Origin of the sequence: Bacillus sp. RCC_6_1 (assembly GCF_041360755.1) — a bacterium.
Taxonomy (GTDB): domain Bacteria; phylum Bacillota; class Bacilli; order Bacillales; family Bacillaceae_G; genus Bacillus_A; species Bacillus_A cereus.
The window spans coordinates 199,733-226,518 of record NZ_JBFUPV010000006.1 but is presented as its reverse complement, the minus strand read 5'-3'; the positions used below and the strand labels follow the sequence as shown (position 1 = coordinate 226,518).

Genomic DNA, 26,786 nt, shown 5'->3' with positions numbered 1-26,786 from the left:
ATTGACACAGGTCATAGACTAATCATTACACTTTTGTACTATCCGCTATGACAACTTATAAATAATAATTACATTGATGAGTCGTAAGTAAGACTAGATTATAAATTGGGGAGGGATTTTAAAGATGAATGAATTTGTATACAAAAATATTTTTATTCTAAGTTGTGTCTGTGGAAATGACAAGAAGTATATTCGATAAACAAGTGAATTATAGGGGAAGGGCGGATTAAAATGATATTACACGCAAAATCGTTCCACAATAAAGATAAAATCCAACGTGCTAAAATAGGACTTCAACTTTTTCTGAGTATCTTAATCATTACTTCAATTATCCTAAATGTAGTAGTAATAATTACGAAAAGTATGCCACTTATTGTGGTATATATGTTTACCCCAGCATTATCTTCTATTTTAACTCGCATAATACTGAAAGAAGGGTTTAAAGATGTATCTTTTAGTCTCGGTAACTTAAAGATATGGAAAGGGATTGGTTTTGCTCTGTTAATACCTATGATTATTTGTGGAATTACGTATTCTATCGCCTGGTTGAGCGGAATTGCGGGGTTTCAGTATCCCGAAGTTGGTATGTTTATTTTAGAACCGATCTACAATATGCTTGGGCTTCAGTATGTAACGGCACCATTCAGCTTCATTTATCTAGTAGTATTGAGCGGCATTTTCGGAAGTTTGCTTGGCTTAATCCCAGCTTTGGGAGAAGAAATGGGTTGGCGAGGTTATATGCTCACAAGGCTAGTCGATGCAGAGTTTTCGCGGCCCATCCTTATTAGTGGATTGATTTGGGCAACGTGGCATGTTCCAATAGTTATTGCTGGTCTATATGTAGCGGGACCATCTGTCGTTCTTTCAGTACTTGGTATCTATCTTTGTATTGTACCATTCGGTTATATTATAGCTTATTTACGACTTATCACAGGTAGCATTTGGCCTTCGGTTATCATCCATGCTACTTGGAATGCCATTATTCAAGGACCTTTCACACGTGCAAGTACAGGGTATCAAACTGAGATTTGGATTGGAGAATCTGGCTTGATAACCGCTAGTATTATCTTGATTACTGCAATAATTACGTCTCGAATCGTAAATTTTACTAAATAGCATACGGATGTGTTTTAAATTCAATTAGTGAAATATGACGAGGCGAAATAAGATGCTCCTAAAAATATTAGAAAAAATCTAGTTGAACAGACTCTTACTTTATCTTAGGCTGCTGGATATGTGGGTACATCAAGCTAAGAAAATAAACTTGGTTGTCATAAAAAACATAATGTTTTCATTTAAAGGCTATGAGATGAAATTTCATCATCTTCATCAAGTTTGACCTTCAGGAAATAAAAACTTAAACGATTATACAAATACTCTAACTGAAAAAACGATAGTCCTTCTACATTTTAGATAGAAGGACTATCGTTTATTTTTTTGACAAAATTAGGAGGTGATGTTCATAAAATGGATAATATAATTCGTATTTGCGTAAAGAGAAAAAGTTTTCCAAAGAAGATGTAGTTAATTTCCTTGGTATAACGGTTGATTGAAATTTCATTTTATAACTTGTAAAGGGCTGTGCAATGCATCGTACTATTGAAAAATCTAAATTTAATCATTAAATTGCGATAAAATGTGGTCGGAAATAATGAAATTTTAGGAAAAATAAGGTACACTAGTTTATGATTTTAGTTGAAAATCGTTTGACGTTAATGCATACGGGGGAAAGATTGATGAACAACAATACAACAAATGAATCAGTTGAAGAAATTGATCAAAAACGAGTAAGATCAAAAAAACGTTATACAAATTGGAAGTTTATTGCAGCGGGTATTGGTGTAATTGCACTTCTTATTGGGGGAATGAGTTATTATCAGGCAACTCACTTCAATTCGAATGTTACAATTAATGACACAAAAGTTGGTGGTCTGAGCGCTGATCAGGCAATACAGAAATTAAAGACATCTGGACTAGCAAACAAAGTCTATGTTGATCAACAACAAATTTTAGATGAAAAAGATACAAAAACGGAACTTACGGAAAAAGATTTGCCTCAAGTTAAGAAACTATTAAAAAACCAGTGGACATTTTTCCCTTCCTCAAAGGGAGAAAATTATTCATTGCTACCAGAGAAGGCAGATCAGTATCGTAGTGAAACGATGAAAAAACTTGTAGAAGAAAAGCTCATCTCAATGAATGAGAAGTTAAAAGCGCCTCAAGATGCTATGGCGAAGCTAGAACAAGGGAAAATTGTTATTTCGAAAAGTGTTGAAGGAAAACAGTATGATGTTACTAGTCTACTGAAAGATTATGATAAGCAAAAATATAAAAGCGAAATTCATCTGAAGTCTGCATACATAAAACCTATTAAAGAAGACGATCCGATTGTCAAAAAAGAGGAGAAAGCACTACAGAATCTTCTTGGGCAGTCTGTTGAGTATAAAGTGCAGGATGAAGTTTATCCTTTAAAAGCGAAAGATTTAATTCAAAATGCCTCTATGTCAAAGGATATGAAAGTTACAATTGATGCGAGTGACATTAAGAAGAAAATTACTGAAATTAATAATGCCAAATCAACATTAAATAAAGATTTCTCATTTAAAACTCATTCCGGTTCAGTCATATCAGTAAAAGGAGAAGGATACGGCTGGGCACTAGATGTTGAAAAAGAAACTAAACAAGTTCAACAAGCCTTTGAGAAAGGCGAAAAATCGCTTTCTGCTTCTAATATTCACGGGAATGGTTGGGAGAAGGAAGGTATCGGTTATAAAACAACATCGAATAATGGCATCGGAGACACGTATGCAGAAGTTTCAATTGCAGAGCAACAAATTTGGATTTACAAAGATGGAAAATTAGTTGTTACAACAAATGTAGTAACTGGTAAACATAGTACTGGTGAAGATACATCACCAGGTGTGTGGTACGTCCTATATAAACGAACACCATATACGCTAAGAGGTAACGCAGTAGGAAAAGCTGATTATGCGGTTAAAGTAGATTACTGGGTTCCATTCACAAATAGTGGTCAAGGATTCCACGATGCCGGCTGGCGCAAAGACTGGGGAAATAATGCTTATTTAACAGGAGGATCAGGTGGGTGTGTGAACCTTCTTCCTAATGTTGCAAAAACTGTATATGATAGTTTGAACACGTATGATCCAGTTATTGTGTATTAAAAAATAGCTACGTATCAAGAAATAAACAAAGCAGGAAATCTTACCTGATGGTATATGAAAAAACACCTCTTGCATTCGCATACTAAGTGTGCAAATGCAATGGAGGTGTTTTTGTTTGAATACAAGAGCGTATTGCTTATAAGAAACAAAGTAGAAAGAAATAATAAGTATTCAAATAGTCAATAAAATTGACAATGAATATCATTTTCACTTAATATAGAATCATTGCATTTAATTAGACATGAATTTTTTGTTAATATAATAGATTTCTATTAAGTTGTCACATTTAAGAACTATCATTAAATATTTTAAGAATTTAAACGTAGGAAAGGGTAATATAAAATGAACTGGAAAAAAGGCGGATTATGGGTTATTATTTTTTTCGTTGTAAAAGGCACGATTTCTACACTTTTAATCGTTACAGGTGCTAAATATTTTGATTTATCATTTATGCAACTTATCTTATTAATTCTGACCTTATTAGTGATTTCTCTAATAAGCCGAAAATTGCTGTATAGACATAAACAAAACAAAAAGCAAAAAGAGCTAAATATATAATGGAGCCCCAGAGACCTTTGGATTTCTGGGGTTTTATTTTGATAGTTTTTTCGCATGTATATCAATTTAACAGAATAGGTTGTCCAAAATGATAAAATCGATGATGTTTAAAATGCGTCAGTTATTTTTAATAACGATTGATACCCGTATTTCTACAATCTATATAAATGACTCAAGCTTCGCATCTTATGAATTCCCTGATGTGCTAAACCTAAGCAAAGTAATGAACTATCTTAAGGAAGAAAGTTGAGTTAGCTAATCGCATATATTTTATTGAAAGGATGTGATTGAATTATGGGACGGCCGAATTGGGGAATTGGAGGATTAGTATTCGTTGGCTGTATGTTTCTTGGTGGAGGAGTGGGATCTATGTTAGGTAATGCCCAAACTGGATGGCTAATAGGAATGGGTGTTGGATTTCTTGGGATGGCTTTAACGAGACTGTTCAGAAAATAATGTAACTGAAATTCTTCTTCCTGAAAATAATTCATGGAATAAGTGCTCTATAGATTATAGTTAGAAACTTTTCATTTGTATTAGTTTTTTTATAAATTTCTCCATACATAGATACGATTCTCAAGTCGGAGGATGACACCTTAGGGTGTCTTTTTTATGCTCTTTAAAAATGTCTTACCATTATAATAGCTGAGTTTTGCTTTCAGTCTCCGATGTCCATTAAGCATAAAATAAAAATTCTGCACCATTTAAACTCTGATAACAATTCATACGATCAAGAATAATTGAGTTAATAGCTTTCGGTAGATCGCCATCATTTTTTTATAATAGATTAGATTCATTGCCGTTTCAGACCTATGTATGAATTCATAATCTAATAGTAAAAGGAGGAATGATTAAAGGTATGGCGGTTAATGAGGAATCAATTTGTCAACAGTTTGCAAGAATCATTGGCGGTCAAGAAGGATTCGCTGGTGGGAAATGCGTGGCAACAATAAACCGAGATGAAATACGAGCAACAATCTTGGGAAAACGTTTTAGAGTAACAACTTCCTTTTCATTCGAATCACGAGACAATAAAACTGGACGGGCATTATGCCTAGGCCGAGTAGCACTCTTACAAAAAGAAGTCACTGAATTTGTGGCGACAATTATTAAACAAGGAATAATCGTTTCGTCTATACACAATGAGTGGTTATGTGATGATCCAAATTTAATTTACGTTAATATCGAAGACGTTGATGATCCACTAAATTTTGCAAGAAAAGTGAGAAGAGCGTTATGCACGTAATCAATTTCTTTAGTTAAACGAGTGATTATATTAAATTGAAAAGTTCAGCGTGTTGGATGGTTTTATAAAACGAAAGAAGGCGTTTCATATTTGGAATGCCTTTTCTTTATGTGTTCGTTACTAATGTGGATGGTTAACTGATTATATGCTGTTTATCTTGCAACAGCAAGAACTGGACGAGGTATCTTTAAAGGTGTTTGACTGTCTATAGATACCGTATTTTATCAAATGTTGTTAGCATATCATAAAACGATAAGGGAAAAATCGCCTTCATACCAACCAATCAAAATCTTGAGGTACTATTCTTTATGTTGTAAGGTTCCACTATTATTTTCATCAATTACTCAACGTATTGCTTCGATGTTTTCTGGAGTCATTTTAATAAATCCTTGCTTTTCATGAGATAATACTTTTTGATGAGTCATTTTGTGCATGGCATTGATTATATGACGATTAGAATTGAGGTCAAGTATTACCTCTTCACCTTTAATTCTATCAGTCTGCTTTTCCTTAACTCCTGATTATATTAGCTTCAATAACATATGATCATTCTTAAGAATGTCATTGAAATGTACGAATAGATGTTAGTGCAGCAAAATAAATTGTGTTATGATATGAGGAAATATAAAGCTATGTAACGGAGGGAATAACATGCCACATGTTGTGTTTCGTGGAATTACTACTGAACAATTAAAAAGCATAAGCAAGCCATTAGTAGAAGAACTCGCAGATATCTGTGAGTGTGGTACGGATAATTTCACCTTGGAATTACCAAGTTCTACGTTTGTATTCAATGGAGAAGAAATAGAAGCGTTTCCTCTTATTGAAGTGAAATGGTTCGAGCGTGGACAGGAAATTCGTGATCGATTTGCCAAGGCCATTACTACATATGTAATGGATTTTGGACTTCCAGAAGTAGAGGTTGTATTTACAGTTTTCACAGAATCAGCGTATTATATTAACGGGAAGCATTGTGCAAGTTAGAGCTATTAGAAAGATTTTTATTCCTATAATAAAATATGTTTCGTTAAAAACAAGGGCCGGAATTCCGGCTCCTTTTCTATCCTAAAGTCTTACTTTATCTCTCCGTCTCAAAAAACTCAATCCATTCTCCATCAGGGCCAGCGAAGAATATGTAACGTGTTCCATCTGGTAATGTTTCGATTTCTTCTCCTAGTAAAAAGGTTACTTTTTGTTTCTTTAGTCTTTCGATCTCATCCTCTAATGAATCCACTTTAAAGCAAATGTGATGTACTTTTCCTTCTGCCGGAAGAGAAGAGTTGTAGCCTTCAATGAGTTCTAGTATCGTTTCTTTTGATTCTTCTACACCTAAAAAAGCGAGTTTTAAGTCTGGATTCGGATGACCCATACGTTTCATGAGCTGTAAGCCGACTACTTTTTCATAAAATGAAATAGATGTTTCTAAGTTTGCAACCATAAGTCCTACGTGTTCAATTCTTCTAACTGGCATGTAGATTCCTTCTTTCTGAAAATTATATACAATATATTATTGAAAATTAAGAAAATAAGCAAGATAAAAACCTTACAAATTTTAGCGTGTTATATGGTATAGTGAGAAAGTATGTTTGGGGAGAAGGAAGGAGATTATACGATGAATACAACTACTCAAACTCCTTCATTATCGGAAACGATGAAAGAGTGGCATTATGCATTAGCATATGAAATTAAACATTGGAAAACGATAGGTGGTAGTAAAATTTCTATCATGAATGGTCGTTTTTTATATACAGATTATGAAAGTACAGTATACGTATTTCAGCTTATTTCGGAAGTAAGCTTACCTGAAGGTTCACCCATTCGAATTGAGTTTGATGGTGAGGAAGCGACAGGAGAAGTATTGTCTGTACATGGATTAGAAATAGAACTGAAATTAAATGATTATATACAAGGTGAAATACGAGAAGCTGTTTTATATAGTGAACCGTGGCAACTTTTAGAGCAACTACAAGAGAGGTTGAAAGAAGCACGTAAAGATAAGCTGAAACGTAATCGTATAAAGCGTCTTGTTGATGGGACGAGCAGTCCGAAACATATTGAGAAGATGAAAAATCCAAAAAATGAACTGGCATATCGTTCGTTTTATAATCCGACAACGTACGTATGGGGACCGCCGGGAACAGGGAAGTCTTACAATTTATCACGTATTATTTCGGCTCATTATCAAAAAGGAAAATCGGTACTTGTGTTAGCTCATAGTAATGCGGCAGTAGACGTATTAATGAGTGAAGTAACGAAGCAAATTGAGAAGAAAAAGAAATGGACGCCTGGTGAAATTGTTCGTTACGGTTATAGTCAACATGAACATATACGAAATCATGAAACGTTACTTGCGTCGAAGTTAGTTGAAACGACGAACGGATCTTGGGGTGAGGAAAGACTCTATTTAGAAGAGACACGACAAGATCTTCGTGAAAAAATCTTATCGTATAAAGCAACATCTGCTGATAAGAAGCGTATACAAGAGATTGAAAGTGATCTTCGAAAGCAAAAGGCTAAAATTAAAGAAGTAGAAAAAGAATATATTGAAAATGCAAAAGTAATCGGCGCAACTTTATCAAAATGTGCCATTGATTCACTTATTTATGAGCGTACATTTGATTTAGTTGTTGTAGATGAAGTAAGTATGGCATATGTTCCGCAAATTGCATTAGCTGCTTCACTTGGAAAACGTATCGTCGTTTGCGGTGACTTTTTACAGTTACCTCCAATTGCGATGGCAAATCATGAACTCGTTCGCAAATGGCTTGGGGAAGATATATTTTACCATGCTGGGATTGTTGAGTCTGTTAATAAATCAGAAGCACACCCAAACCTATTTATGTTGCAGGAACAAAGACGTATGCATGCGGATATATCGAAGTTTACGAATTCGTTTATTTATAAAAATAGAGTATACGATCATCCGTCTGTTTCAGAACGTAAGGAACTTGCGAAACTACAACCGTTCGCAAATGAGGCGAGTGTTTTATTTGATACGAGCCAAATGGGAGCTTTTTCGTTAAAAGATGCTGCTTCTGGTTCACGTTTTAACATTATGTCTGGTTTAGTAGCAATGCAAATGATGTTAATCGGATTGTTAGATGGTGTGCAATCAATTGGTATTGTGACACCTTACAGGGCGCAGTCACGCTTTTTAGCGACGTGTATTAGAGAAATGTTGCAGAGAACGAAATATCAAAACATACCAGTTTTAGCGGCGACAGTTCATAAGTTCCAAGGTTCTGAAAGAGATATGATGATCTTTGATACGGTTGACAGTTATCCGCAAGAACGACCTGGCGTATTATTCTTTGATCACAAAAACCATCGCCTCGTCAATGTAGCAGTGACAAGGGCGAGAGGGAAGTTCATTCAATTATCAGATTGCCATTATATGCGTAAAAACCTTTCGAGAAAACAAGCGTTATCACAATTAACAGCTCATATAGAACGTCACGGAGATGTGTATGATCGCACGACATCAAGACAATTGTGGGAACGGAAAATTTCGAAACGTTTACGCTGGTTTATGGAAATGAATCTTGAGGAAACGAAAGGGGTATTAAAAGATATTTTAGCCTCAAAACGAAAAATTATTATTTCACTTCCAAGTACAAAACAAGTGGATAAGCGAGTATGGCAAGCGTTAATGCGTACAAATGCGCAAATAACAGTTTATAGTGATGGACCAGTTCCACTGAAAAATGTAAAGTTACAAAGACAAAATAAAGCATTCCCATTCTTAGTAATTGATGATGAAATCTTCTGGGCAGGCGCACCGCTTACATCTCAAATGATGTTTGAAGGTAGTACGGAATTTCCGTACGTATGTGCAAGACTGCAAGCACCTGAGACAATTGGTGTATTAAAAGGATTTTTAGATATTCGGTAAATTCGGATAGGAATTCCTTGACTTTTACTTGGAATGAACTTAGAATAAAAAATAATTTAATATAATTTTATGAAAATTCTTATCACGAGAGGTGGAGGGACTGGCCCTATGATACCTCGGCAGCGGATTCGTTATGAATACTGTGCCAATTCCAGCAAGGTAACTTGAAAGATAAGAAAGAAGCTCATTTTGACTGTATATACAGAAGCCTCTTTCTATCTTTTAGAAAGAGGCTTTTTTATGTGAAAATAAAAGGAGGAAGAAAAATGGGAGCGACAGGAGTAGCGTCACAAAGAAAAACAATTGAAGAGAGTATCGAAAGAAATAAGGAAAAGTACATAGAAACAAGTCATGATATTCATGCGAATCCGGAAATTGGTAACCAAGAGTTTTATGCATCTAGAACGTTAAGTTTATTGCTAGGCAGTGCAGGATTTCAGTTGCAGCACAATATAGCTGGACATGAAACGGGATTTATCGCGCGAAAAAGCTCTGGAAAACAAGGACCTGCAATCGCATTTTTAGCGGAGTACGACGCTTTACCAGGACTAGGTCATGCGTGTGGTCACAATTTAATTGGCACAATTAGCGTTGCAGCAGCAATCGCATTATCAGAAACGCTTGAAGAAATTGGCGGGGAAGTTGTCGTGTTTGGTACGCCAGCAGAAGAAGGCGGGCCAAATGGTAGCGCGAAATCAAGTTATGTAAAGGCAGGTTTATTTAAAGACATTGATGCGGCGCTTATGATTCATCCGAGCGGAAAGACAGCGACAACGAGTCCTTCACTAGCAGTCGATCCACTTGATTTTCATTTTTACGGAAAAACAGCTCACGCTGCAGCTTCGCCAGAAGAAGGGATTAACGCATTAGATGCGGTTATTCAGCTCTATAACGGTATTAACGCACTTCGCCAACAACTCCCGTCAGACGTGAGAATTCATGGTGTCATTACAGAGGGCGGAAAAGCACCTAATATTATTCCTGACTATGCCGCAGCAAGATTCTTCATCCGTGCAGCAACGAGAAAAAGATGCGCGGAAGTAACAGAAAAAGTAAGAAACATTGCACAGGGAGCAGCATTAGCAACAGGTGCAAAAGTAAAAATCCATCAATTTCAAAATGAAATCGATGAATTACTCGTAACAAAAACATATAACGATATCGTAGCGGAAGAACTAGAACTATTAGGTGAAGATGTAAATCGTAAAGAAAGAGTAGGGATTGGTTCAACCGACGCAGGAAACGTAAGTCAAGTCGTACCGACAATTCATCCGTACATTAAAATCGGACCAGATGATTTAATTGCACATACGAATGAATTTAGAGAAGCAGCACGTTCAGAACTTGGAGATAAAGCATTAATTACATCGGCAAAAGCATTAGCAAATACAGCGTATCGATTAATTACGGAAGAAGGGTTGTTAGAGAAGGTGAAGGAGGAGTTTAGAGAGGCGCAGAGGAATCAAGGGTAAGGGGATTAAGGTGCTTTTTTCGAATAGAGATCTAATTCATAAGTAGAGATATAAAAAAGAACATTGAAATATCAATGTTCTTTTTTTGTTTACTAATCATTGATTTCATTGGCTTTTCTCATAAAGGAAAAACTTTTACTGTTAGCCGGGGATAATACGTATCCCTTTATTAGAACGACAATTTCTCCTCAAACTCACTCTTTAAAACAATTAAAGGAGACGATAATCCAAATTGCATTAAAGAGTCTAAAAATGTAGCGAGAGAATCCATCGAATCGCTCATGACCTTCATCATATAATTAAATTCCCCGCTAATTCGGTATAAATCTGTTACTTCAGGAGCGGCATTACAAAATTGAATAAAATCAGAGCATTGGCTCGTTTTAAACATGATGAATGCTTGAATGTTTTTATTAATTTTTGCAGGCTCAAATTTCGTTCGATAAGCCGCTATAACTCCTTGATCTTCAAGCTTGTTAATACGTTCTTTTACAGCAGGTTGCGTCATGGATATAATTCGTCCTATTTCTGAAACAGAAATTCTCGCATTTTCATATAACAGGTTCATAATTTTATGATCGATTTCATCCAATTTTACAGCGTTTTGCATTGTGGAGCCTCCTTGTTATGTTTTCTAAAGTGAATTGCAAATTATAACTATAATATCATAAGTGAACGAACTAAATTACCTATAAATCTATATTTAAAATGATTAGTATTTGCATGAAAATATAAGTATAGGGTTTATCAAAAGGGAATTTAGGAAGGATGGAAAAAATGAAGAATCTTGATGGGAAAGTAGCATTAGTAACAGGGGCAAGTCGCGGCATTGGTCGTGCGATTGCGATGAGATTGGCAAACGACGGTGCATTAGTTGCGATTCACTACGGCCGAAATAAAATAGCTGCAGACGAAACAATTAGTGAGATTGAATCTAATGGAGGAAAGGCATTCTTAATTGAAGCTGATCTCAATTTAATGGATGGTGTCAAAAAAATAGTAGAACAATTGAAGAATGAATTACAAATAAGAGTTGGTACATCAGAGATTGATATTTTAGTAAACAATGCAGGGATAGGTACACAAGGGACGATTGAAAATACGACAGAAGAAGTTTTTGATGAAATTATGGCTGTAAATATTAAGGCGCCATTCTTTTTAATTCAGCAAACATTACCGTTACTACGAGTAGAAGGGCGCGTTATTAACATTTCATCAGCGGAAGTAAGACTTGGTTTTACAGGGTCCATTGCATACGGTTTAAGTAAAGGTGCACTAAATACGATGACACTTCCTCTAGCTAAACATCTTGGAGAACGAGGTATAACAGTGAATACAATTATGCCTGGATATACGAAGACAGATATGAATGCGAAATTGCTAGATGATTCAGAAATACGGAATTTTGCTACGAATTCATCTGTGTTCGGACGAATAGGGCAAGTTGAAGATATTGCAGATGTAGTAGCATTCCTTGCTTCTTCTGATAGCCGCTGGGTAACAGGACAGATTATAGATGTCTCTGGAGGGTTTTGTTTATAGGGGCACTACTCCATAACCAGCAAGCTAATTAAGTAAATTACTAGTTATGAAACGATCCTCGTTTCATAACTAGTAATCTATAGAAAGGTAGAGATGATAAAGAAATTTATTAAAACGTGATTTTTTCGCTAGGAAATTTGAATAAAGGGGCTATTTTTCATTATTCGTAATCTAAAATAATCAAATTTTATTTTACAGTAACAATAAAACAAAATTATTGACCGTATGGTACAAAAAGGGTATTCTATTCATGTTATCTTTAAAATGAGAGGAGGATACGATTGAATAAACGCGGCAGACCTCGAGAGTTTGATTATTCCTCAATTGTAGATGTTGCAATGAAAACATTTTGGTTAAGAGGATATGAAGGATGTTCTACACAAGATTTATGCAGTGATACAGGACTTGGAAAAGGAAGTTTATACAATACTTTCGGTAGTAAACATGAACTGTATAAACAAGTATTAGAACGCTACCATGAAATTGGGATTAGGGAACAAAAGAAATTGTTACATACTCCAATTCCAGTTAAAGAACGATTAAGTAATTTTTTTGAATGGGCATTGAAAGAAGACTTTGAGAATATGGATCAAAAAGGATGCTTATTGATTAATGCCAGTATAGAACGTGCTAAAAACGATTTAATGGTACAAGAAATTTTCTCGAAGCATGTTGAACTTCTTAAACAAGCTATTGAAACAGTGATGGAGGAAGGATTGCAAACAGGTGAAATTTCAAAGAAGCAATCCGCTGAGGAATTAGCTAGTCTGCTTTTAAGCAGTTATTACGGATTCCGTGTTCTTAATGTATCGATGCAAAATCGGATGTTGTCTGAACAAGTTATCAAAGGAGCAGTAGAGTCTATTTGTGGCGCTTAGTGCGCCCTTTTTTCGCACTATTTTTGTACCGATCATTACAATAATGAATAAGGAGTGTTTTTATGCCATCGATTATTTATTTATTTATTAGCTTTAGCAATCTTTTGTATGACTACATCAGAATTTATGGTTGCAGGTATGATGAATGAACTTGCTCTTGCATTCCAGGTTTCTGTATCATCCATTGGGTATTTAATTTCAGCTTATGCAGGAGCAATGGTAATAGGAGGCCCCATTTTAACTGCAATCCTCTTACGAATGCGCAGCAAACAAGCATTATTGTTTTTAATGTTCGTATTTTTAATTGGTCAATCGCTCGGAGCTATTGCTTGGAACTATGATATTATGATGATTTCACGTATTATAACTGGTATTGCTTCAGCTTCAGCTTTTGGAGTTGCGATTTCCTTTTCTGCGGCATTGGTTCACTCTGATTCAAGGGGAAAAGCTGCATCAATTGTACTTGCAGGTTTAATGTTCGCAACTGTATTAGGTTTACCTATAACAACCGTTATTTCGCAATATTTTGGCTGGCGTATTAGTTTTGGAGCTGTTTCTGTTCTTGTGCTAGTATCAGCAATTATGATTCAACGGTTATTACCATCTTCTTCAAATAAAGAGCAATTAAATTGGAAAGATGAACTTCTGCGATTTAAGAATATTCATCTTTGGGCAGCGTACGTAACAAGTATGTTCATTATTGGTGGTACGTTTGCAGCATTTAGTTATTTCACTCCTATCTTTACAAATGTTACAGGGTTTTCAAGTGCAAGTATTCCATATTTACTTGCTCTCTATGGTAGTGCGACGGTAATTGGGAATATAATAATTGGCAAGTTCGCTGATAAATTTACAATGAAAATACTTATGGGTGGATTAATTATATTAATCATAGCGTTGTCTTTATTTGCTTTAAGTGCAGAGAATAAATACATTGCAGTTATTTCTACGATTTTTATTGGTTTAACTGGTGTAGCATTGAATCCAGCTATGGTTGCGAGGGTGATGAAGACAGCTAGTAATGGAATAATGATAAATACCGTTCATAGTTCTTTTATTACGCTAGGTATTGTTATTGGTTCGTCACTAGGTGGTCTTGGGATCAGTAAAGGATATGGTTTTGTATCTCCTCTATGGATTGGAGCTTGTTTAGCTATCCTTGGGGTAATTTCGTTATTTCCATATTTACATAAAGGAAATGTAGATTAAGAGGTTTAAAATTTCTTTATATGGGGGAGCACCCCATCGCTATCAAGCTAAGAAACACATTCTTCACCAAAAACGATAAAAATGATTAACATGTAAAAAATTAGTTCTGGAACTATTATGATATTTTAACTTAATGAGCATGTATGGTGACCCCTAATTTATTTGATTTGAAAATTTATTTCTATACAGATTACAAAATTGAATTAATGAGAAGATTTAATCAGAATCATTTACAAACTGCACTTTCGGGATAAATAAGTTATTATCTAACAACTGTTATTCATCATCACAAAAAATCCAGTAACTTCATCTGGAGAATAATAAACATCTATAAATTATTGTTAGAAGCTGTCCTTTTTGTATTTATCTTTTATAAATTTCTTCAATACATAGATGTAATTCTCAAGTCGGAGGAAGGCACCTTAGGTGTCTTTTTTCATTATAAAAACCCAAAAGCATTTATGTACTTAAGGGCTTATCCATTAAAAAGTATGGGTATTTGGAATTCCTTAAATTAAGAACAAAGTGGAATTATTCCTAAACTAATTAATAGAGCTGCAGCCAACGCTGGAATTGGTACAGGAATCTCGATACCTTCTACACCTAAGAAGTATTGTCCACTTATTACTTTAAAACAAACTAATTCCTCTTTTCTGCTAGAGTTAATGCGTTATAATATTTAATTAAACTATCTGTATGACCGGATTTTATATTTTTATAATGTATATTATTTTGCCATTCTTAGAGTCCTTATAGTATCTTTTTTCTCAATATAAGAACTCTAAAAATGTGTTAATATTTTAATACAAATTCCCTTTTGTGCAATGAGATAGTAATACCCAACAAAAAGCCCACCTATTTTAGTAGGTGGGCCTTATCTTTATTACACAATGTCAAATTACACTCTCTTTTGCTCATAAACTTTATTTAATTTGGATTAGTCAACATGTGGCATTATATACATACTAAAAGTATAATTTTTTCCGGAACTCTACATGTAACTTTCATCGATTCTGCTTAACTGGATAATCTTGAGAAAATATTAACAGAATTAAAAAAATAACATTTTTTCAATTTCCTGTAATTATAATTAAAGGTATTCTGTTAGTGTTATACAAATGTATCTGTCGATTTATTCCATGTATGAATCTAGTCTGGCTATCAACAGAATATTCCACACACAATTGAAAAAGGGGGAAAGTTTATGCAAAGAATTTTAAAATTCCTGTTCATGTCCGTTTTTTCTTTGATTTGTGTTTTGTATGTTCAAACGGACTCTTTTGCCGCACCAGCATACGAGGGAGTTGTCAAAATGAAGCAGCCTTCAGGCGAATCTTTTGAGGGCACGTTACATGGAGATGAATGGTTCCATTGGGTAAGTACAAAGGATGGAGATGTACTTTTACAAGATCAGAAGGGGTATTGGAATTACGCGGAGCTTACATTAGATGAACTGAAATCGACGGGGAAAAAATATAAAATTGATAAGAAGCCTTCAATGGCAGTAAATGAGAACAATTTGAACAAATGGATAAAGAATTACAACCCTCAAGCAAAGAAAAAACAGGAGCACATGAATAAATTACAAAAAGAATCACCAAAAAATATTGATGGAACTGTCACTCCAGTTTTAGGAAACAAAAAATTACTTGTTTTGTTAATTGGGTTTACAGATGTTGATATTGCATATAACGATAACGATTGGAGTAACAAATTCTTTTCTACAAATCAAAAGTCAGTTAAGAATTACTATAATGAAGTAAGTAACGGAAAAGTACAGATAACTCCAGCTCCTGAAACATATGGTACTCAAAATGATGGAGTGGTTAAAGTGAAATTAGATTACGCTCATCCGAGTACATCGGGAAAAAGTATGGGTACGGTTATAACAGATGCACTGGCTAAAGCTGATTCTCAAGTGAATTTTGCTAGTCTTGATACTAATAATGATCAAGTCATTGACTCTAAAGATGGCTTCTACATTGTAAGTTTTCTTGCTGGTAATGAACAGGCTAGTGGTGGTCCACTTCCAAATATTTGGGCACATCAGTCATATGCTCCTAATACAAATCACGATGGTGTTACAGTATCAGGCATGTATACAGCGCAGGGGGAAAAGCAATATGGTCATATGGCGACAATTGGTATACCTGCTCATGAGTTAGGTCATTCTTTTGGTCTTCCAGATCTATATGGCGACAATAACCGTGTGGGTAGTCTAAGTATAATGGGGAATGGAGCTTGGAATAGTCTTCCAGGAGAAGAGTATGGAACTACGCCAGATCATATGGATGCTTGGTCCAAGGTAAAACTAGGTTTTGTAACGCCAAATGTAGTAAATACCAGCAACAATTTTACTCTAAATGCGATCCCAAATAACTATAATGTGTTAAAGATTCCTTTAAAGGATAATACGTATTTTTTAGTTGAGAATCGCGCAAAGGTTGGGTATGATGCGAGCTTACCAACTAATTCTGGTGGTATTGCGGTTTGGCATATTGATGAATCCATGAATAATAATTCCAGTGATCCTCATCCTTTCATTGATATAGAACAATCCGTCAGTGAATACCAAGACCCTTTCTATTACACGAATCAAAATCATGCTGCTTCCTTTAGTCCAGACACCAATCCGAATAGTAATACCTACACGGGAGAAAAATCAGGTGTAACGATTACAACGACAAGCACAAGTAATTCGACTATGAATGTAGCGGTCACAACAAAAGAAGCTAGTTTAATTCCGCAGACAAACTGGACGCTAAAATATGTAGATAGCTATAATTGGTACAATTTAGGTACGTATGCCTTTGACGGAAATAAAGACACATTTTGGCATACAAACTGGAGTCCTGTTGCTCCAATGCCACATGAGATTCAAATTGATTTAGGTGCGACCTATAACCTCTCCAAATTCAGCTACCTGCCAAGGCAAGACGGCCAAATAAACGGAACGATTAAGGATTATGAGTTTTACGTAAGTAGTGATGGAGTGAATTGGGGAACAGCTGTATCCATAGGTGCTTTTGCAAATAATACTAATTTGAAAGAAGTCAACTTTGCAAACAAGACAGGTCGTTATATTAGACTACGTGCATTAAGCGAGGTAAACAATAATCCATGGACAAGTGCGGCAGAAATCAATGTATTTGGAGTGGCTCAATAATATATTCATGAGGGTATTTATTTAAATCATTGATATGCTATTTCAAAAGGTTATCATTCGCTGGGGGTTTCATCCAGCCTTTGATAACCTTCTTATTCTGCTAATATGTAAAAGAAAAACATAGATTGTTAAAATTGACTTTCTTAGCTTAGTTTAGCTTAAATGTGAAACTTTTTAAGGTTTATTTTGTATGCAAATCTTTCAATTACCTACACTTGTCCTTTAGAAATAAGAAACAATCTCACCTGAAATTTATTTTATATAAGCTTAGCTTGATAGAGATGGGGCGCGACCCCATGCCCATCAACTTAAGAATTCAGAATTACCCCCAAATGAAAAAATGAGCTTTTTTGCCTTTTATAGCAACGAAGCTGTTTAATGGAAATAAAGTTCTTTTTTATACTATAAAGTTACATAAAAATGAAAGTTGATATTCTCAAATACGAGGGTATCAACTTTTTCCATATAAAGTTATTTAACAAACGGGGAGAATTAATGGAGGGACATTATGGGGTTATTTGAATTTGAAGAACGATTTAAAAAACAAGTAGAATGCTATGAATTATCTGAGGAACAGTTACAATTTACAGGTAAACCAAAGAAATGTGTAGAATTATCAGAAGGCGATACTGACATACATTCTATATTATTTCTTGCAAATAATGAGCTTGTAACATTTTTTGAGCTTCATGAAAATGCAGGCATAAATCCATAATCTAAAAATCCAAAAGCTATGTTATTACGTGCTCTTTCAACGGATTATTATTATCAAGGAAAGGGGCATACCAAACAATCATTATTGTTACTACCTGATTTTGTACGCAAAGAATATCCACATATTAGTGAAATTGTATTGGCTAGCGATAAATGTGAAAAACATTACTGCACAGTTATTATATAAAAAATGTGGTTTTATTGATGAAGATGTACGAAAAATAGGAAAAAAAGGCGCACTTATTATTATGAGCTATTATTTAAAAGAGAGAGTGTGTGAAAGATTTGACAACCGAATTAAAAAGTGTAGTTTAGTATTTTCTAAATAAACTACACTCATTATAAAATATTTATAGACTAAAAAGGGGCTTTTTATGTTACATGATGATCCAAAAAGTATACACTCGCAGTCAGCATCCATCTTTGGATAATTGGCTCTTGATTTCCTGTCTCCTGACGTCCCATCACTTCTATTTCATACTGTTATAACCAGAATTTGGAAGTCTTTAAAAACTTTAAATCTGCACCAAAAGCTCAATACAATTCGTAAATAATTTGATTATAGAACTATTTTTCTGTGGCGAAATAAAGCAAGGCTATGGCCGGAAAAGTGATTCCTATCCATAATGTTAGATTCCATCCTCCTAAGGCATATGCCCATCCTCCAATAAAGGATCCAACTGCACCTCCTAAAAAGAAAATAGCCATAAATAGCCCATTTAATCGACTACGAATTTCTGGACTCAACGAGAAAATTAAACGTTGGCTAAGCACAAGGTTTGCAGATACTCCCATATCCAACAGAATTGCAGCAATTACTAAAACAGCTATTCCGATGGGCGAACTACTTTGAATAATAAGTGGTAGTAATAAAGAAATAATAACAACAGTGAGAGCTATCCCAGTGGCGGGTCGTGTCCAGCCAAGATCAGCTAGACGACCACCTATTGGAGCGGCTATTGCACCTGTAATTCCGACAAGTGCATATAATGCTATGGCAGTCTGAGAAAAATGAAAAGCAGGACTAGATAATAATAATGGAACAGTGGTCCAGAATAAGCTGAAAGCCCCAAATACACAAGCATGATAAATGGCACGACGGCGTAAAATTGGAGTAGTTCGTAGTAGTTGCCACATTGAATTAAGTAAGGTGGTATAATTTGTTTTTGCCTTTGGTTTCCTAGTAGGGAGTACTTTCGATAATACAAATGCCAAAACAATAATTACAGTAGAAGATAAAGCAAATATTGCATTCCATCCCCACATACCGGCTACTAAACTAGATATCGGTCGCGCAAGCATAATACCTAATAACAGACCACTCATGACGTTGCCAACTACGCGACCGCGTGCATTTTCAGATGAAAGATATGATACAAGAGGTACGAGCACTTGCGCTGCGACCGAACCCAGTCCGATAAAGAATGAAGCAATTAACAACAAGGTTGCGCTTTTTACAAAAACCATAGAAATGAGTGCAAATGCACTTGAAAATAACAATATAAGTATCAATTTTTTATTCTCAACAATATCCCCCAAAGGCACAAGAAATAATAAGCCAACAACATATCCAATTTGAGTTAGCGTTACAATTAATCCAGCGCTACTATTAGAAAGCCCAATTTCATTACTAATTACCCCAATTAAAGGCTGCGCATAATAAAGATTAGCCACGATGATACCACATGCAGTTGCCAGAAGAATGATTAAACCCGATGAAATTTCCTTATCACTTGCTTTATTTTTAAAATTAGACATAAGTATTTCCCCCATATTTTTATTTCAGAATTACCTTGGTGTATTTTGGAACTTAGATAAAGCCATGATTATTACGAGATTCCTTAACAATTAATAAACTGTACGTTCAGTTTATTAATTAACTAAAATATATACTAAACGTTTAGTTTTGTAAATAGGCTATTTTATTTTTTGTTCATATTAAGTATACTAAACGTATAGTTTATGATTCTTGGAAGGAATGATTAATGTGCAAGGTAAAAGAGGTAGACCACGTAATGTCGAAACCCAAAAAGCTATCCTTTCTGCATCTTATGAGTTATTACTGGAAAGTGGCTTTAAAGCAGTCACAGTCGATAAAATTGCAGACCGTGCTAAAGTTAGTAAAGCTACAATTTATAAATGGTGGCCTAATAAGGCTGCTGTAGTAATGGATGGTTTTCTTTTTGCTGCCGCAGCTAGATTGCCTATACCTGACACAGGTTCAGCATTGAATGATATTTTAATTCATGCTACAAGTTTAACCAAATTTTTGATAAGTCGTGAAGGGACTATTATTACTGAGTTAGTTGGTGAAGGACAATTTGATTCAAAGCTGGCAGAGGAATATCGTACTCGATATTTCCAGCCACGTCGCCTGCAAGCAAAACAACTCCTGGAGAAGGGAATTAAAAGGGGCGAATTAAAAGAAAATCTCGATGTTGACTTAAGTATCGATCTCATTTACGGACCAATTTTCTATCGGTTGCTAGTAACCGGTGAAAAGTTGGATGATTCCTATGTGCATGACTTGGTAATAAATGCATTCGAAGGAATACGCTTGAATTGATTAATATTAAAATGAAGATTTAGAAATTCTACTGTCTCTTATGCGAAGGCAATTTATATTAACTTGGTAAATAAAGTATTTAATTTTTAAAAACTGATGTATATGGAGTGGTCTCCCAATACATCAGTTTAAGAATTAAGGGGATGTTAAAAATAATCAAGATAATTACTCTAAATATAACGTCATGCAAACAATTTTCATTATGGGGATAATATAATATCTTAACTTGATAGACATAGGGGAGCACCCCATCACCATCAAACTAATATTTTCATATCTCCCTAAATTAAAATTTTCTTTCTCTACAGATAGTTATTCTGAGAAGCTGCTCATTTTTTCATTTTGGGAGCATTTCTTTTTCTTAAGTTGATGGGTATGTATGGTGACCCCTATTAGACGATAGTAAATTAACGATTTCGGGGTTCAGTTCAACTTTATTCAAAATAAGATTTTTTTTGCAGTAAAATCAATGTTAGTGGAACTTTTTTAAACAAACTTTTTTCTAAATGAACATAAATACTTGTAATATTTAAATTAGTACTATATAGTTCTAGTTATGACAAAGGTAAAATTAATGAATCAAAGACGTGTGATTGAAGTAGCTGCAACATTATTTTTAGAAAAAGGGTTTGCTTATACAAGTATGGATGAATTAGTACGTGTAAGCAAAGTTTCAAAGTCTAATGTGTATTATCACTTTTCTAATAAGGAAGTATTATTAGAAGCGGTCGTTGATTATTGGATTGAAATGTATCAATCTGCAATTGATGACGTACTTTCTCAGAAGCAATTTTTAGTTGAAGATCGTATCCAACTGTTTTTAAAGCAATTATCACAAGGAGTTCAGTCGAGAGAGTATAAGGGGAGCTGTCCATTTATTACTCTTTATATTCAAAGTCCTAAACAGGCCACGCAAATAAAAGAAAAAATAGGTCTTTTTTTTACAGGATTACAAAAGAAAGTTTCTCTATTACTTAAACAAGGGGTAGAGAATGGAGAATTTAGAAATACGATTCATATTGATGAGGTTGCATCACTTTTTATTACAAATCTTGAAGGAGCGTTATTTATTTCAGAAACATTGAAGGATGCAACTGTAATCACGAAAACAGCAGATCATTTTTTAAAATTGCTTCGATAAAAGAAGCATTTTTTTTATATCAAATTAGTACTGAGTAGTACTAAAAAGGGGGATTTTATATGAGAACAGTATTTTTAACTGGTGGAACAGGCTTTATTGGAAAGCAATTAGTGAAAGAATTAGCCAAAGAGGATGTTAAAATTCTTCTTTTAGTGAGGTCGAAAAGTAAAGCAATACGTCTTTTTCAAGAAAGAGGCATCTTAAAAAAGGAAGTTATGCACTTTATTGAAGGTGATTTGACGAAAATAGATTTAGGTCTAAGTGCTGAAGATAAGGAGAGGGTATTGAAAACGGATGTGATTATTCACGCAGGAGGCCCCATGGATATTCAAGCGACAAGTAAAGAGGCAGCTTCCGTATTTTTAAATGGTGCCAAACATATTAGTGAATTAGCTAAAAGTATTCATCAATTGAAGGGCTTGCAACAATTTATTCATGTTGTAGGTTATATGAGTCCCTTTGATGATAAAAATAGCAAGATTGCAATTGATGTGTTTCAAGAAGGAAATAATTATTTGAAAATAAAAAATCCATATGAGAGAACAAAATTTTTAGCAGATCTTTATATCCGTCAGCAGGCATCAGCAGTAGGTTATCCGCTTTCTGTAATTAATCCGCCAACTGTAGTCGGTAGTAGTAAAACAGGGAGTACAGAGCAGATAGCAGGATTAGGTTTGCTTGTGAAGAGTATGCGAAGAGGGCTCATGCCAGTGATTCCTGGAGGTAAGGGATACAGGTTACCACTTATTTCAAACGATGAGCTTGCGAAGTTTATTGTGCAGGTTTTCAGATTGGAGCAACCGACTATTCAAACATATACACTTGTTGAAGACAAACAGCACGATCAGAACATTGCTGAGTTATTAAGTATTATGTCGGAAAGTATGAATATGAGGGCACCAAAAATCTCTGTCCCAATGCCACTTATGAAAGCAATTATGAATAGTGGAGTAAGTAAAATAACAAAAATTCCTTCTGATGGACTGAATTTTATTACAAAACGAAAATTTTCAAATGTTTCAGCGAAAAAAATTATGGGAGGAGATTGGTTTAAGGAGACGAGTGTAATGAAATTTTTCCCTGCCGTAGTAGCTGATCTGGATTATCGAATGATGTATCAATATGGCCAGCATAATCATGTATTTAAACGAACATTATGCGATAACAATACCCTTTACCAATTACAAGGAGAGGGTAAACCCTTTATTTTATTACATGGTTTATTGAGTGATGGAGAGGATTTATTTCCTTTAGCACAAGAGCTTCATGAAAAAACTGGTCAACCTGTATGGATCTTGGATCTTCCAGGTTTGGGACGTTCTCCCTTTAAACGGGAGAAAAATCTTCTAGATATCTATTTGAATGTAGTGAAAAAGTTATTGGAGAAAGCTGCGAATGGTGCACATCTAATTGGCCATTCATTCGGTGCGTTTATTCTTCTAGAAGCATTGGTAAAAGAGTACATAGATAAGAAGTATGCAATCACTTTACTTCAGCCACCTGTTGCTAAAAAAAATGCTAAATCGCTAAATGTTCCTCAATTTATGAACAAATGGACATTAAAATTGGCAACTACTAATTTGATAGGGCGATATTTATTAAGTAATGGTTTGTTTGAAAGTATCGAGAGTATCCCTGAACATTATATTGAAAAAATAAGAAACAGTTTTACTTCTCCTAGAATTTTAAATACTACGGTCCAGCTTAACAGTTTGCTACTAAAAAATAATCAAGGTGATTTCAATGAAGTAACAAAGTATAATCTTCACATTATTTGGGGGGAGTATGACAGAGGTTATTCTGCTCCATCGCATCTTGGTAAGGTTGATTTTGTTCCATATGGCCATCATTTTCCTCTTAGCCATCCGAGTGAAACGGCAACATTAGTAATAAAAAATAGTAATACTAGCATATGAGAGTGTGAGATAAATAAAAAGTGTGTAGTAAGATCGTTGTCTTTGAAATAAAATCGTACTGTTTGGGGTCCCACCCCAAGCCTATCAAGCTAACATTTTAAAGTGCCCCCAAAACAAAAAATTGTACATTTTCACCTAGAGCTGCTAGTTTTATCGTTTTGGGGTATTTGCTTTTCTTAGGTTGCTCGAATTGGACTAGCAATCGTACCTGTCGAACCGCCAAAAACTGCTAATAATTAAAAAACTTTTTACATAACAATTTAACCCTTTGTAGAAAACTACGAGGGGTTAAATTGTTCGAAGAGTATTCCATTTGAGGTCTAATTAATTTAAGTTCTTAAATGAAAATTTGAGGAAAACATTCACGAACACCAGAATTTCTTAATGAATTAAATAATGCTGCACTGATTCTTAATAGGACGTTGTTATCAGTTCCATCTTCTAAATCGTATATTACAAAGTATGAATTATCGACTGTGAAAATACATTTTCGTTCTAATTTAAATTCAGGTGGTACAGTTGGAAGTGTATCAACTGGTTCAATTACAGGTGTATCTCCTTCATCTCTGATAAAATCGAAAGTTTGCTCGTCAATTTCATAGATATTAACTGGATCAATTTCTACACCTTTATCTGGAATTGTAATTTCATCTTCAACTAATAAGAAAAAGCGTTCGTTTCGAAAGTTAAAAAGAGATCTTGCTCCAATTTCAAATGATGCCATTTTATATTCGCCTCCTTTGCAACTTTTTATTGATTTAAAGTTACATTTATATGGTATGTCAGATTAATAGATTTAGTTACAGCTTGTACTGCACAAATTACTAAATTAGAAGTTTTCTCCTATGTCTATCAGGTTAAAATTAAAGAATACCCCAGAACGAAAATCTGGGGATCCCTCCCTCACATGCTTGTTCCCACTTAAAAACTGGATTAGATTAAACCTAGTTGATTTAAACGTGTTTCTTATCCCTTATCTTTCTAATTTATTGATTATTAAAATGTAGACTGATCATTAGGTTTTATATTATAAATAGTTTTTATTAAAATAAAGTATTAGACTCAATAGTAGCTACGCAATTATTATACAGTTAATAAGAACAATTCTGAGAAGATGTACGAAGTAATAAAATGGGAGAGGAATAATTTGAATCAAAATAAACCGATAGAAACAGAAGAAAAAATATCTATCATACAAAAAATGAAAAAATGGGCTAGAAACTTAAAAAAACAACTTCTTGTACTTTATTTGGCATATCGAGATGAAAGAGTCCCTTGGTATGCTAAATTATTTACAATGCTTGTTGTTGCGTATGCTTTTAGTCCTATAGATTTAATCCCAGACTTCATTCCAATCTTGGGGTATCTTGATGATTTGATTCTTGTACCATTAGGTGTATACTTGGCATTAAAACTTATTCCTAAAGAAGTGTTGGAGGATTGTAAAAGAAAGGTAGAGGAAAGACAGACAATAAGCAAACCAAAGAATTGGATAACAGGCATTATTATCATTACTCTCTGGATCCTTGTCTTTGTATGGGCTGTAAAAATTGCAAACCTGATTATTTTCAGGATGGAAGAATAAAGAAAGGTACAGAGTATATACAGCTAGATATGGAGGTATTAATGAGCTCTCTCCAAACAGGGCAAACATATGGAATATCCGATGCCTATGTAGGTATGACTGATAAAGTACTAACCCGTGTAATTTTTATAAATTAATATATGTATTATCTTATAAAAAAACTCAGCAGGATTTATTCTGATGAGTTTTTTTGTTTATATAATTTATCAGTAATTATTCTTTTTTCTCCGGCTGATAGGAAAGAATAACGACACCTGAACTGGTCGTTCTTGTTTCTATAAGTTTTAATGCTTTTGTATTGTTCTGGTCTTTAAAGAGACGCTTTCCGCTCCCTACGATAACGGGATTGACTATAAAGTGATATTCATCAATGAGGTCATGTTGCATTAATGTTTGTGTAAGATCACTGCTGCCATAGATTAAAAGGTTCTGACCAGGCTGTTCCTTCAGTTTCGATATTTCTTCTACAATATTACCCTTGATAAGATTTGCATTCCATTCGGTTTTTTCCAAAGTTGTTGAAGCAACAAATTTAGGCATGCTGTTCATCTTATCAGCAAAACCTTCTTCATCAGTCATAGAAGGCCAAGCAGCTGCAAAACCTTGATAGGTTACTCGCCCTAGTAGAAGAGCTTCACTTTCAAACAGTAAATTGGATTGAAACTTTGCCACTTCTTCATTGAAGTATGGAGCAGTCCAAGCTGGTTCCTCAATGACACCATCTAGTGAGAGGTACATCGATACAATTATTTGTCCCATTTTGTTCTCCTTTAGTTTTAAATTGAGATTTTTACATATTGGTAACACAATTATTAATTCTTCAGCTAGAGAAATTCTCCCTTTTTAATAGTTTCGACAAAATATATTTATGTGTGTTTCGGAATAAACTAATATATATTAATAACTTTGAAATATTGTATAACTTCTAATTTTTATGCATTATTGATTAGAATTGCTTATTGCGCTAAGGAATCAGGATAGTGTGGCGACCGACTAAATAGTTGCTTAGCCTCAATTATTAGAAGGGAAGTTCTATCATTTCGCGAATTTATTAGACATAGACGAGTGCTATAATTTTCTATATATACATAAAGAGGTGACTACGTATGAATCAAAGACCATCAGAAGAAGAATACGCTGGGAGCTCCGGCGAATATATCCGTTTGGTGCCAGACGGTAACATCATCGACATTCTGCTCGCTCAGGAAAAGCAAATGACCGAGTTCCTGGCATCGTTGACCGAAAGCCAGGCCGCATATCGGTATGCGGAAGGAAAATGGACACTGAAAGAAGTTGTGGGCCACATTACAGACGCGGAACGTGTCATGACCTACCGCCTGCTCCGGTTCGCAAGAGGGGACCAGACGCCGCTGACCGGTTTCGATCAGGAATTGTTCATGCCTCCTTTCGGAAGCTGGACAATCGCGCAACTGGCCGAAGACTACCAGGCCGTCCGGCAATCAACGATCACATTGCTGCGCGGGCTACCGGCGGAGGCGTGGAACCGCAAGGGTACAGCCAACAACCTAAGCATTACGGCGCGCGCCCTCGCGTACGGCATCGCAGGACACGAACTTCATCACATGGGAGTCATCCGAAACCGGTACTTGAGTTAATCGTCGGCTGAGGCCTTTTGAATGGAACTAACACCTTTCATACAATCTTAGATACCGTTCTTATTGGGGCCCGCCCCCATCGCCATCAAGCTAAGCTTATATA

Annotated in this window: 23 protein-coding genes, 3 pseudogenes and 1 riboswitch; of the genes and pseudogenes, 19 read left to right on the top strand and 7 right to left on the bottom strand. The window is 34.9% G+C overall.

Features of this window, described 5'->3' with window-relative positions; all coding sequences use genetic code 11:
• The first annotated feature begins 231 nt into the window (after positions 1-231).
• The 5 genes from AB6801_RS19150 (at position 232) to AB6801_RS19130 (ending at position 4,986) form a co-directional block, all read left to right on the top strand.
• A complete protein-coding gene (locus AB6801_RS19150) occupies positions 232-1,116 on the top strand; it encodes a CPBP family intramembrane glutamic endopeptidase (protein WP_000600468.1) in 885 nt (294 codons plus the stop codon).
• 620 nt (positions 1,117-1,736) lie between these two features.
• Complete coding sequence (locus tag AB6801_RS19145) at positions 1,737-3,182, top strand: L,D-transpeptidase family protein (protein ID WP_001064057.1); 1,446 nt, start codon at positions 1,737-1,739, stop codon at positions 3,180-3,182.
• A gap of 342 nt (positions 3,183-3,524) precedes the next feature.
• On the top strand, positions 3,525-3,740 hold the full coding sequence (locus AB6801_RS19140) for a hypothetical protein (protein WP_001104104.1): 216 nt from the start codon (positions 3,525-3,527) through the stop codon (positions 3,738-3,740).
• 294 nt (positions 3,741-4,034) lie between these two features.
• Positions 4,035-4,196, top strand: a complete 162-nt coding sequence (locus AB6801_RS19135; protein ID WP_170950082.1) for a hypothetical protein — start codon at positions 4,035-4,037, stop codon at positions 4,194-4,196.
• 403 nt (positions 4,197-4,599) lie between these two features.
• On the top strand, positions 4,600-4,986 hold the full coding sequence (locus tag AB6801_RS19130) for a DUF1259 domain-containing protein (RefSeq protein ID WP_001986336.1): 387 nt from the start codon (positions 4,600-4,602) through the stop codon (positions 4,984-4,986).
• Positions 4,987-5,288: 302 nt separating this feature from the next.
• Here the strand turns inward: AB6801_RS19130 and AB6801_RS19125 are convergent.
• Positions 5,289-5,507: pseudogene (locus tag AB6801_RS19125) on the bottom strand (DUF6241 domain-containing protein); the annotation flags it as partial.
• Between the two features lie 130 nt (positions 5,508-5,637).
• Here AB6801_RS19125 and AB6801_RS19120 point away from each other — a divergent pair.
• Positions 5,638-5,970, top strand: coding sequence for a DUF1904 family protein (locus AB6801_RS19120; protein WP_001120970.1), 333 nt, complete (start codon positions 5,638-5,640; stop codon positions 5,968-5,970).
• Positions 5,971-6,064: 94 nt separating this feature from the next.
• Here the strand turns inward: AB6801_RS19120 and AB6801_RS19115 are convergent, their stop codons facing one another.
• Positions 6,065-6,457 (bottom strand): VOC family protein, encoded by a 393-nt coding sequence (locus AB6801_RS19115; RefSeq protein WP_097998396.1) that lies wholly within the window; start codon positions 6,455-6,457, stop codon positions 6,065-6,067.
• Positions 6,458-6,568: 111 nt separating this feature from the next.
• Between AB6801_RS19115 and AB6801_RS19110 the strand changes: the two genes are divergently transcribed.
• Both AB6801_RS19110 and AB6801_RS19105 read left to right on the top strand, forming a co-directional pair.
• Complete coding sequence (locus AB6801_RS19110; RefSeq protein WP_141403617.1) at positions 6,569-8,878, top strand: AAA domain-containing protein; 2,310 nt, start codon at positions 6,569-6,571, stop codon at positions 8,876-8,878.
• 76 nt (positions 8,879-8,954) lie between these two features.
• A riboswitch (SAM riboswitch) is annotated at positions 8,955-9,056 on the top strand.
• A gap of 88 nt (positions 9,057-9,144) precedes the next feature.
• Entirely contained in the window at positions 9,145-10,350 is a 1,206-nt protein-coding gene (locus AB6801_RS19105) for a M20 family metallopeptidase (RefSeq protein ID WP_061654903.1), read from the top strand.
• Positions 10,351-10,519: 169 nt separating this feature from the next.
• Here AB6801_RS19105 and AB6801_RS19100 read toward each other — a convergent pair whose 3' ends face one another.
• Complete coding sequence (locus AB6801_RS19100; RefSeq protein WP_001178562.1) at positions 10,520-10,960, bottom strand: Lrp/AsnC family transcriptional regulator; 441 nt, start codon at positions 10,958-10,960, stop codon at positions 10,520-10,522.
• A 167-nt stretch (positions 10,961-11,127) separates the two neighbouring features.
• Between AB6801_RS19100 and AB6801_RS19095 the strand changes: the two genes are divergently transcribed.
• The 5 genes from AB6801_RS19095 to AB6801_RS19075 all read left to right on the top strand — a co-directional run bounded on the left by AB6801_RS19095 (position 11,128) and on the right by AB6801_RS19075 (position 17,860).
• On the top strand, positions 11,128-11,892 hold the full coding sequence (locus tag AB6801_RS19095; RefSeq protein WP_033668450.1) for an SDR family oxidoreductase: 765 nt from the start codon (positions 11,128-11,130) through the stop codon (positions 11,890-11,892).
• A 281-nt stretch (positions 11,893-12,173) separates the two neighbouring features.
• Positions 12,174-12,770 (top strand): TetR/AcrR family transcriptional regulator, encoded by a 597-nt coding sequence (locus AB6801_RS19090; RefSeq protein WP_087948649.1) that lies wholly within the window; start codon positions 12,174-12,176, stop codon positions 12,768-12,770.
• 108 nt (positions 12,771-12,878) lie between these two features.
• The gene (locus AB6801_RS19085; RefSeq protein ID WP_097999275.1) at positions 12,879-13,979 is read left to right on the top strand and encodes an MFS transporter; all 1,101 of its coding nucleotides are present in this window, start codon (positions 12,879-12,881) and stop codon (positions 13,977-13,979) included.
• Positions 13,980-15,183: 1,204 nt separating this feature from the next.
• Positions 15,184-17,145 (top strand): M6 family metalloprotease domain-containing protein, encoded by a 1,962-nt coding sequence (locus tag AB6801_RS19080; protein ID WP_061654901.1) that lies wholly within the window; start codon positions 15,184-15,186, stop codon positions 17,143-17,145.
• A 508-nt stretch (positions 17,146-17,653) separates the two neighbouring features.
• Positions 17,654-17,860 (top strand): hypothetical protein, encoded by a 207-nt coding sequence (locus AB6801_RS19075; RefSeq protein WP_087948651.1) that lies wholly within the window; start codon positions 17,654-17,656, stop codon positions 17,858-17,860.
• Between the two features lie 386 nt (positions 17,861-18,246).
• On the opposite strand, the pseudogene AB6801_RS19070 reads toward AB6801_RS19075, so the two are convergent.
• A pseudogene (locus tag AB6801_RS19070) lies at positions 18,247-18,393 on the bottom strand (VOC family protein); the annotation flags it as partial.
• 33 nt (positions 18,394-18,426) lie between these two features.
• Positions 18,427-19,617 carry an MFS transporter gene (locus AB6801_RS19065; protein ID WP_087948652.1) on the bottom strand — a complete coding sequence of 397 codons (1,191 nt, stop codon included), beginning with the start codon at positions 19,615-19,617 and terminating at the stop codon, positions 18,427-18,429.
• 220 nt (positions 19,618-19,837) lie between these two features.
• Between AB6801_RS19065 and AB6801_RS19060 the strand changes: the two genes are divergently transcribed.
• From AB6801_RS19060 to AB6801_RS19050, 3 genes are all read left to right on the top strand, one after another.
• Positions 19,838-20,425: a TetR/AcrR family transcriptional regulator gene (locus AB6801_RS19060; protein WP_002062846.1), complete on the top strand. Its 588-nt coding sequence runs from the start codon at positions 19,838-19,840 to the stop codon at positions 20,423-20,425.
• Between the two features lie 574 nt (positions 20,426-20,999).
• On the top strand, positions 21,000-21,566 hold the full coding sequence (locus AB6801_RS19055) for a TetR/AcrR family transcriptional regulator (protein ID WP_061654899.1): 567 nt from the start codon (positions 21,000-21,002) through the stop codon (positions 21,564-21,566).
• A 59-nt stretch (positions 21,567-21,625) separates the two neighbouring features.
• Positions 21,626-23,482, top strand: a complete 1,857-nt coding sequence (locus AB6801_RS19050; RefSeq protein WP_087948653.1) for an alpha/beta fold hydrolase — start codon at positions 21,626-21,628, stop codon at positions 23,480-23,482.
• Between the two features lie 337 nt (positions 23,483-23,819).
• Here AB6801_RS19050 and AB6801_RS19045 read toward each other — a convergent pair whose 3' ends face one another.
• The gene (locus AB6801_RS19045; protein WP_000135751.1) at positions 23,820-24,206 is read right to left on the bottom strand and encodes a type 1 periplasmic-binding domain-containing protein; all 387 of its coding nucleotides are present in this window, start codon (positions 24,204-24,206) and stop codon (positions 23,820-23,822) included.
• Positions 24,207-24,629: 423 nt separating this feature from the next.
• Here AB6801_RS19045 and AB6801_RS19040 point away from each other — a divergent pair, with 423 nt between their 5' ends.
• On the top strand, positions 24,630-25,067 hold the full coding sequence (locus AB6801_RS19040) for a YkvA family protein (protein WP_001075128.1): 438 nt from the start codon (positions 24,630-24,632) through the stop codon (positions 25,065-25,067).
• A pseudogene (locus tag AB6801_RS19035) lies at positions 25,028-25,192 on the top strand (IS4 family transposase); the annotation flags it as partial. The gene AB6801_RS19040 and the pseudogene AB6801_RS19035, both read left to right, overlap by 40 nt.
• Positions 25,193-25,280: 88 nt before the next feature.
• On the opposite strand, the gene AB6801_RS19030 reads toward AB6801_RS19035, so the two are convergent.
• A complete protein-coding gene (locus tag AB6801_RS19030) occupies positions 25,281-25,826 on the bottom strand; it encodes a dihydrofolate reductase family protein (RefSeq protein WP_050821975.1) in 546 nt (181 codons plus the stop codon).
• Between the two features lie 347 nt (positions 25,827-26,173).
• Here AB6801_RS19030 and AB6801_RS19025 point away from each other — a divergent pair, with 347 nt between their 5' ends.
• The gene (locus AB6801_RS19025; RefSeq protein ID WP_001076310.1) at positions 26,174-26,683 is read left to right on the top strand and encodes a DinB family protein; all 510 of its coding nucleotides are present in this window, start codon (positions 26,174-26,176) and stop codon (positions 26,681-26,683) included.
• Positions 26,684-26,786 lie beyond the last annotated feature (103 nt).

Excerpts from the sequence above, each read along its gene's own strand:
- AB6801_RS19150 (WP_000600468.1), top strand. The coding sequence starts at position 232 with ATGATATTACACGCAAAATCGTTCCACAATAAAGATAAAATCCAACGT.
- AB6801_RS19145 (WP_001064057.1), top strand. The coding sequence starts at position 1,737 with ATGAACAACAATACAACAAATGAATCAGTTGAAGAAATTGATCAAAAA.
- AB6801_RS19140 (WP_001104104.1), top strand. The coding sequence starts at position 3,525 with ATGAACTGGAAAAAAGGCGGATTATGGGTTATTATTTTTTTCGTTGTA.
- AB6801_RS19135 (WP_170950082.1), top strand. The coding sequence starts at position 4,035 with ATGGGACGGCCGAATTGGGGAATTGGAGGATTAGTATTCGTTGGCTGT.
- AB6801_RS19130 (WP_001986336.1), top strand. The coding sequence starts at position 4,600 with ATGGCGGTTAATGAGGAATCAATTTGTCAACAGTTTGCAAGAATCATT.
- AB6801_RS19120 (WP_001120970.1), top strand. The coding sequence starts at position 5,638 with ATGCCACATGTTGTGTTTCGTGGAATTACTACTGAACAATTAAAAAGC.
- AB6801_RS19115 (WP_097998396.1), bottom strand. The coding sequence starts at position 6,457 with ATGCCAGTTAGAAGAATTGAACACGTAGGACTTATGGTTGCAAACTTA.
- AB6801_RS19110 (WP_141403617.1), top strand. The coding sequence starts at position 6,569 with ATGTTTGGGGAGAAGGAAGGAGATTATACGATGAATACAACTACTCAA.
- AB6801_RS19105 (WP_061654903.1), top strand. The coding sequence starts at position 9,145 with ATGGGAGCGACAGGAGTAGCGTCACAAAGAAAAACAATTGAAGAGAGT.
- AB6801_RS19100 (WP_001178562.1), bottom strand. The coding sequence starts at position 10,960 with ATGCAAAACGCTGTAAAATTGGATGAAATCGATCATAAAATTATGAAC.
- AB6801_RS19095 (WP_033668450.1), top strand. The coding sequence starts at position 11,128 with ATGAAGAATCTTGATGGGAAAGTAGCATTAGTAACAGGGGCAAGTCGC.
- AB6801_RS19085 (WP_097999275.1), top strand. The coding sequence starts at position 12,879 with ATGACTACATCAGAATTTATGGTTGCAGGTATGATGAATGAACTTGCT.
- AB6801_RS19080 (WP_061654901.1), top strand. The coding sequence starts at position 15,184 with ATGCAAAGAATTTTAAAATTCCTGTTCATGTCCGTTTTTTCTTTGATT.
- AB6801_RS19075 (WP_087948651.1), top strand. The coding sequence starts at position 17,654 with ATGGGGTTATTTGAATTTGAAGAACGATTTAAAAAACAAGTAGAATGC.
- AB6801_RS19065 (WP_087948652.1), bottom strand. The coding sequence starts at position 19,617 with ATGTCTAATTTTAAAAATAAAGCAAGTGATAAGGAAATTTCATCGGGT.
- AB6801_RS19060 (WP_002062846.1), top strand. The coding sequence starts at position 19,838 with ATGATTAATGTGCAAGGTAAAAGAGGTAGACCACGTAATGTCGAAACC.
- AB6801_RS19055 (WP_061654899.1), top strand. The coding sequence starts at position 21,000 with ATGAATCAAAGACGTGTGATTGAAGTAGCTGCAACATTATTTTTAGAA.
- AB6801_RS19050 (WP_087948653.1), top strand. The coding sequence starts at position 21,626 with ATGAGAACAGTATTTTTAACTGGTGGAACAGGCTTTATTGGAAAGCAA.
- AB6801_RS19045 (WP_000135751.1), bottom strand. The coding sequence starts at position 24,206 with ATGGCATCATTTGAAATTGGAGCAAGATCTCTTTTTAACTTTCGAAAC.
- AB6801_RS19030 (WP_050821975.1), bottom strand. The coding sequence starts at position 25,826 with ATGGGACAAATAATTGTATCGATGTACCTCTCACTAGATGGTGTCATT.
- AB6801_RS19025 (WP_001076310.1), top strand. The coding sequence starts at position 26,174 with ATGAATCAAAGACCATCAGAAGAAGAATACGCTGGGAGCTCCGGCGAA.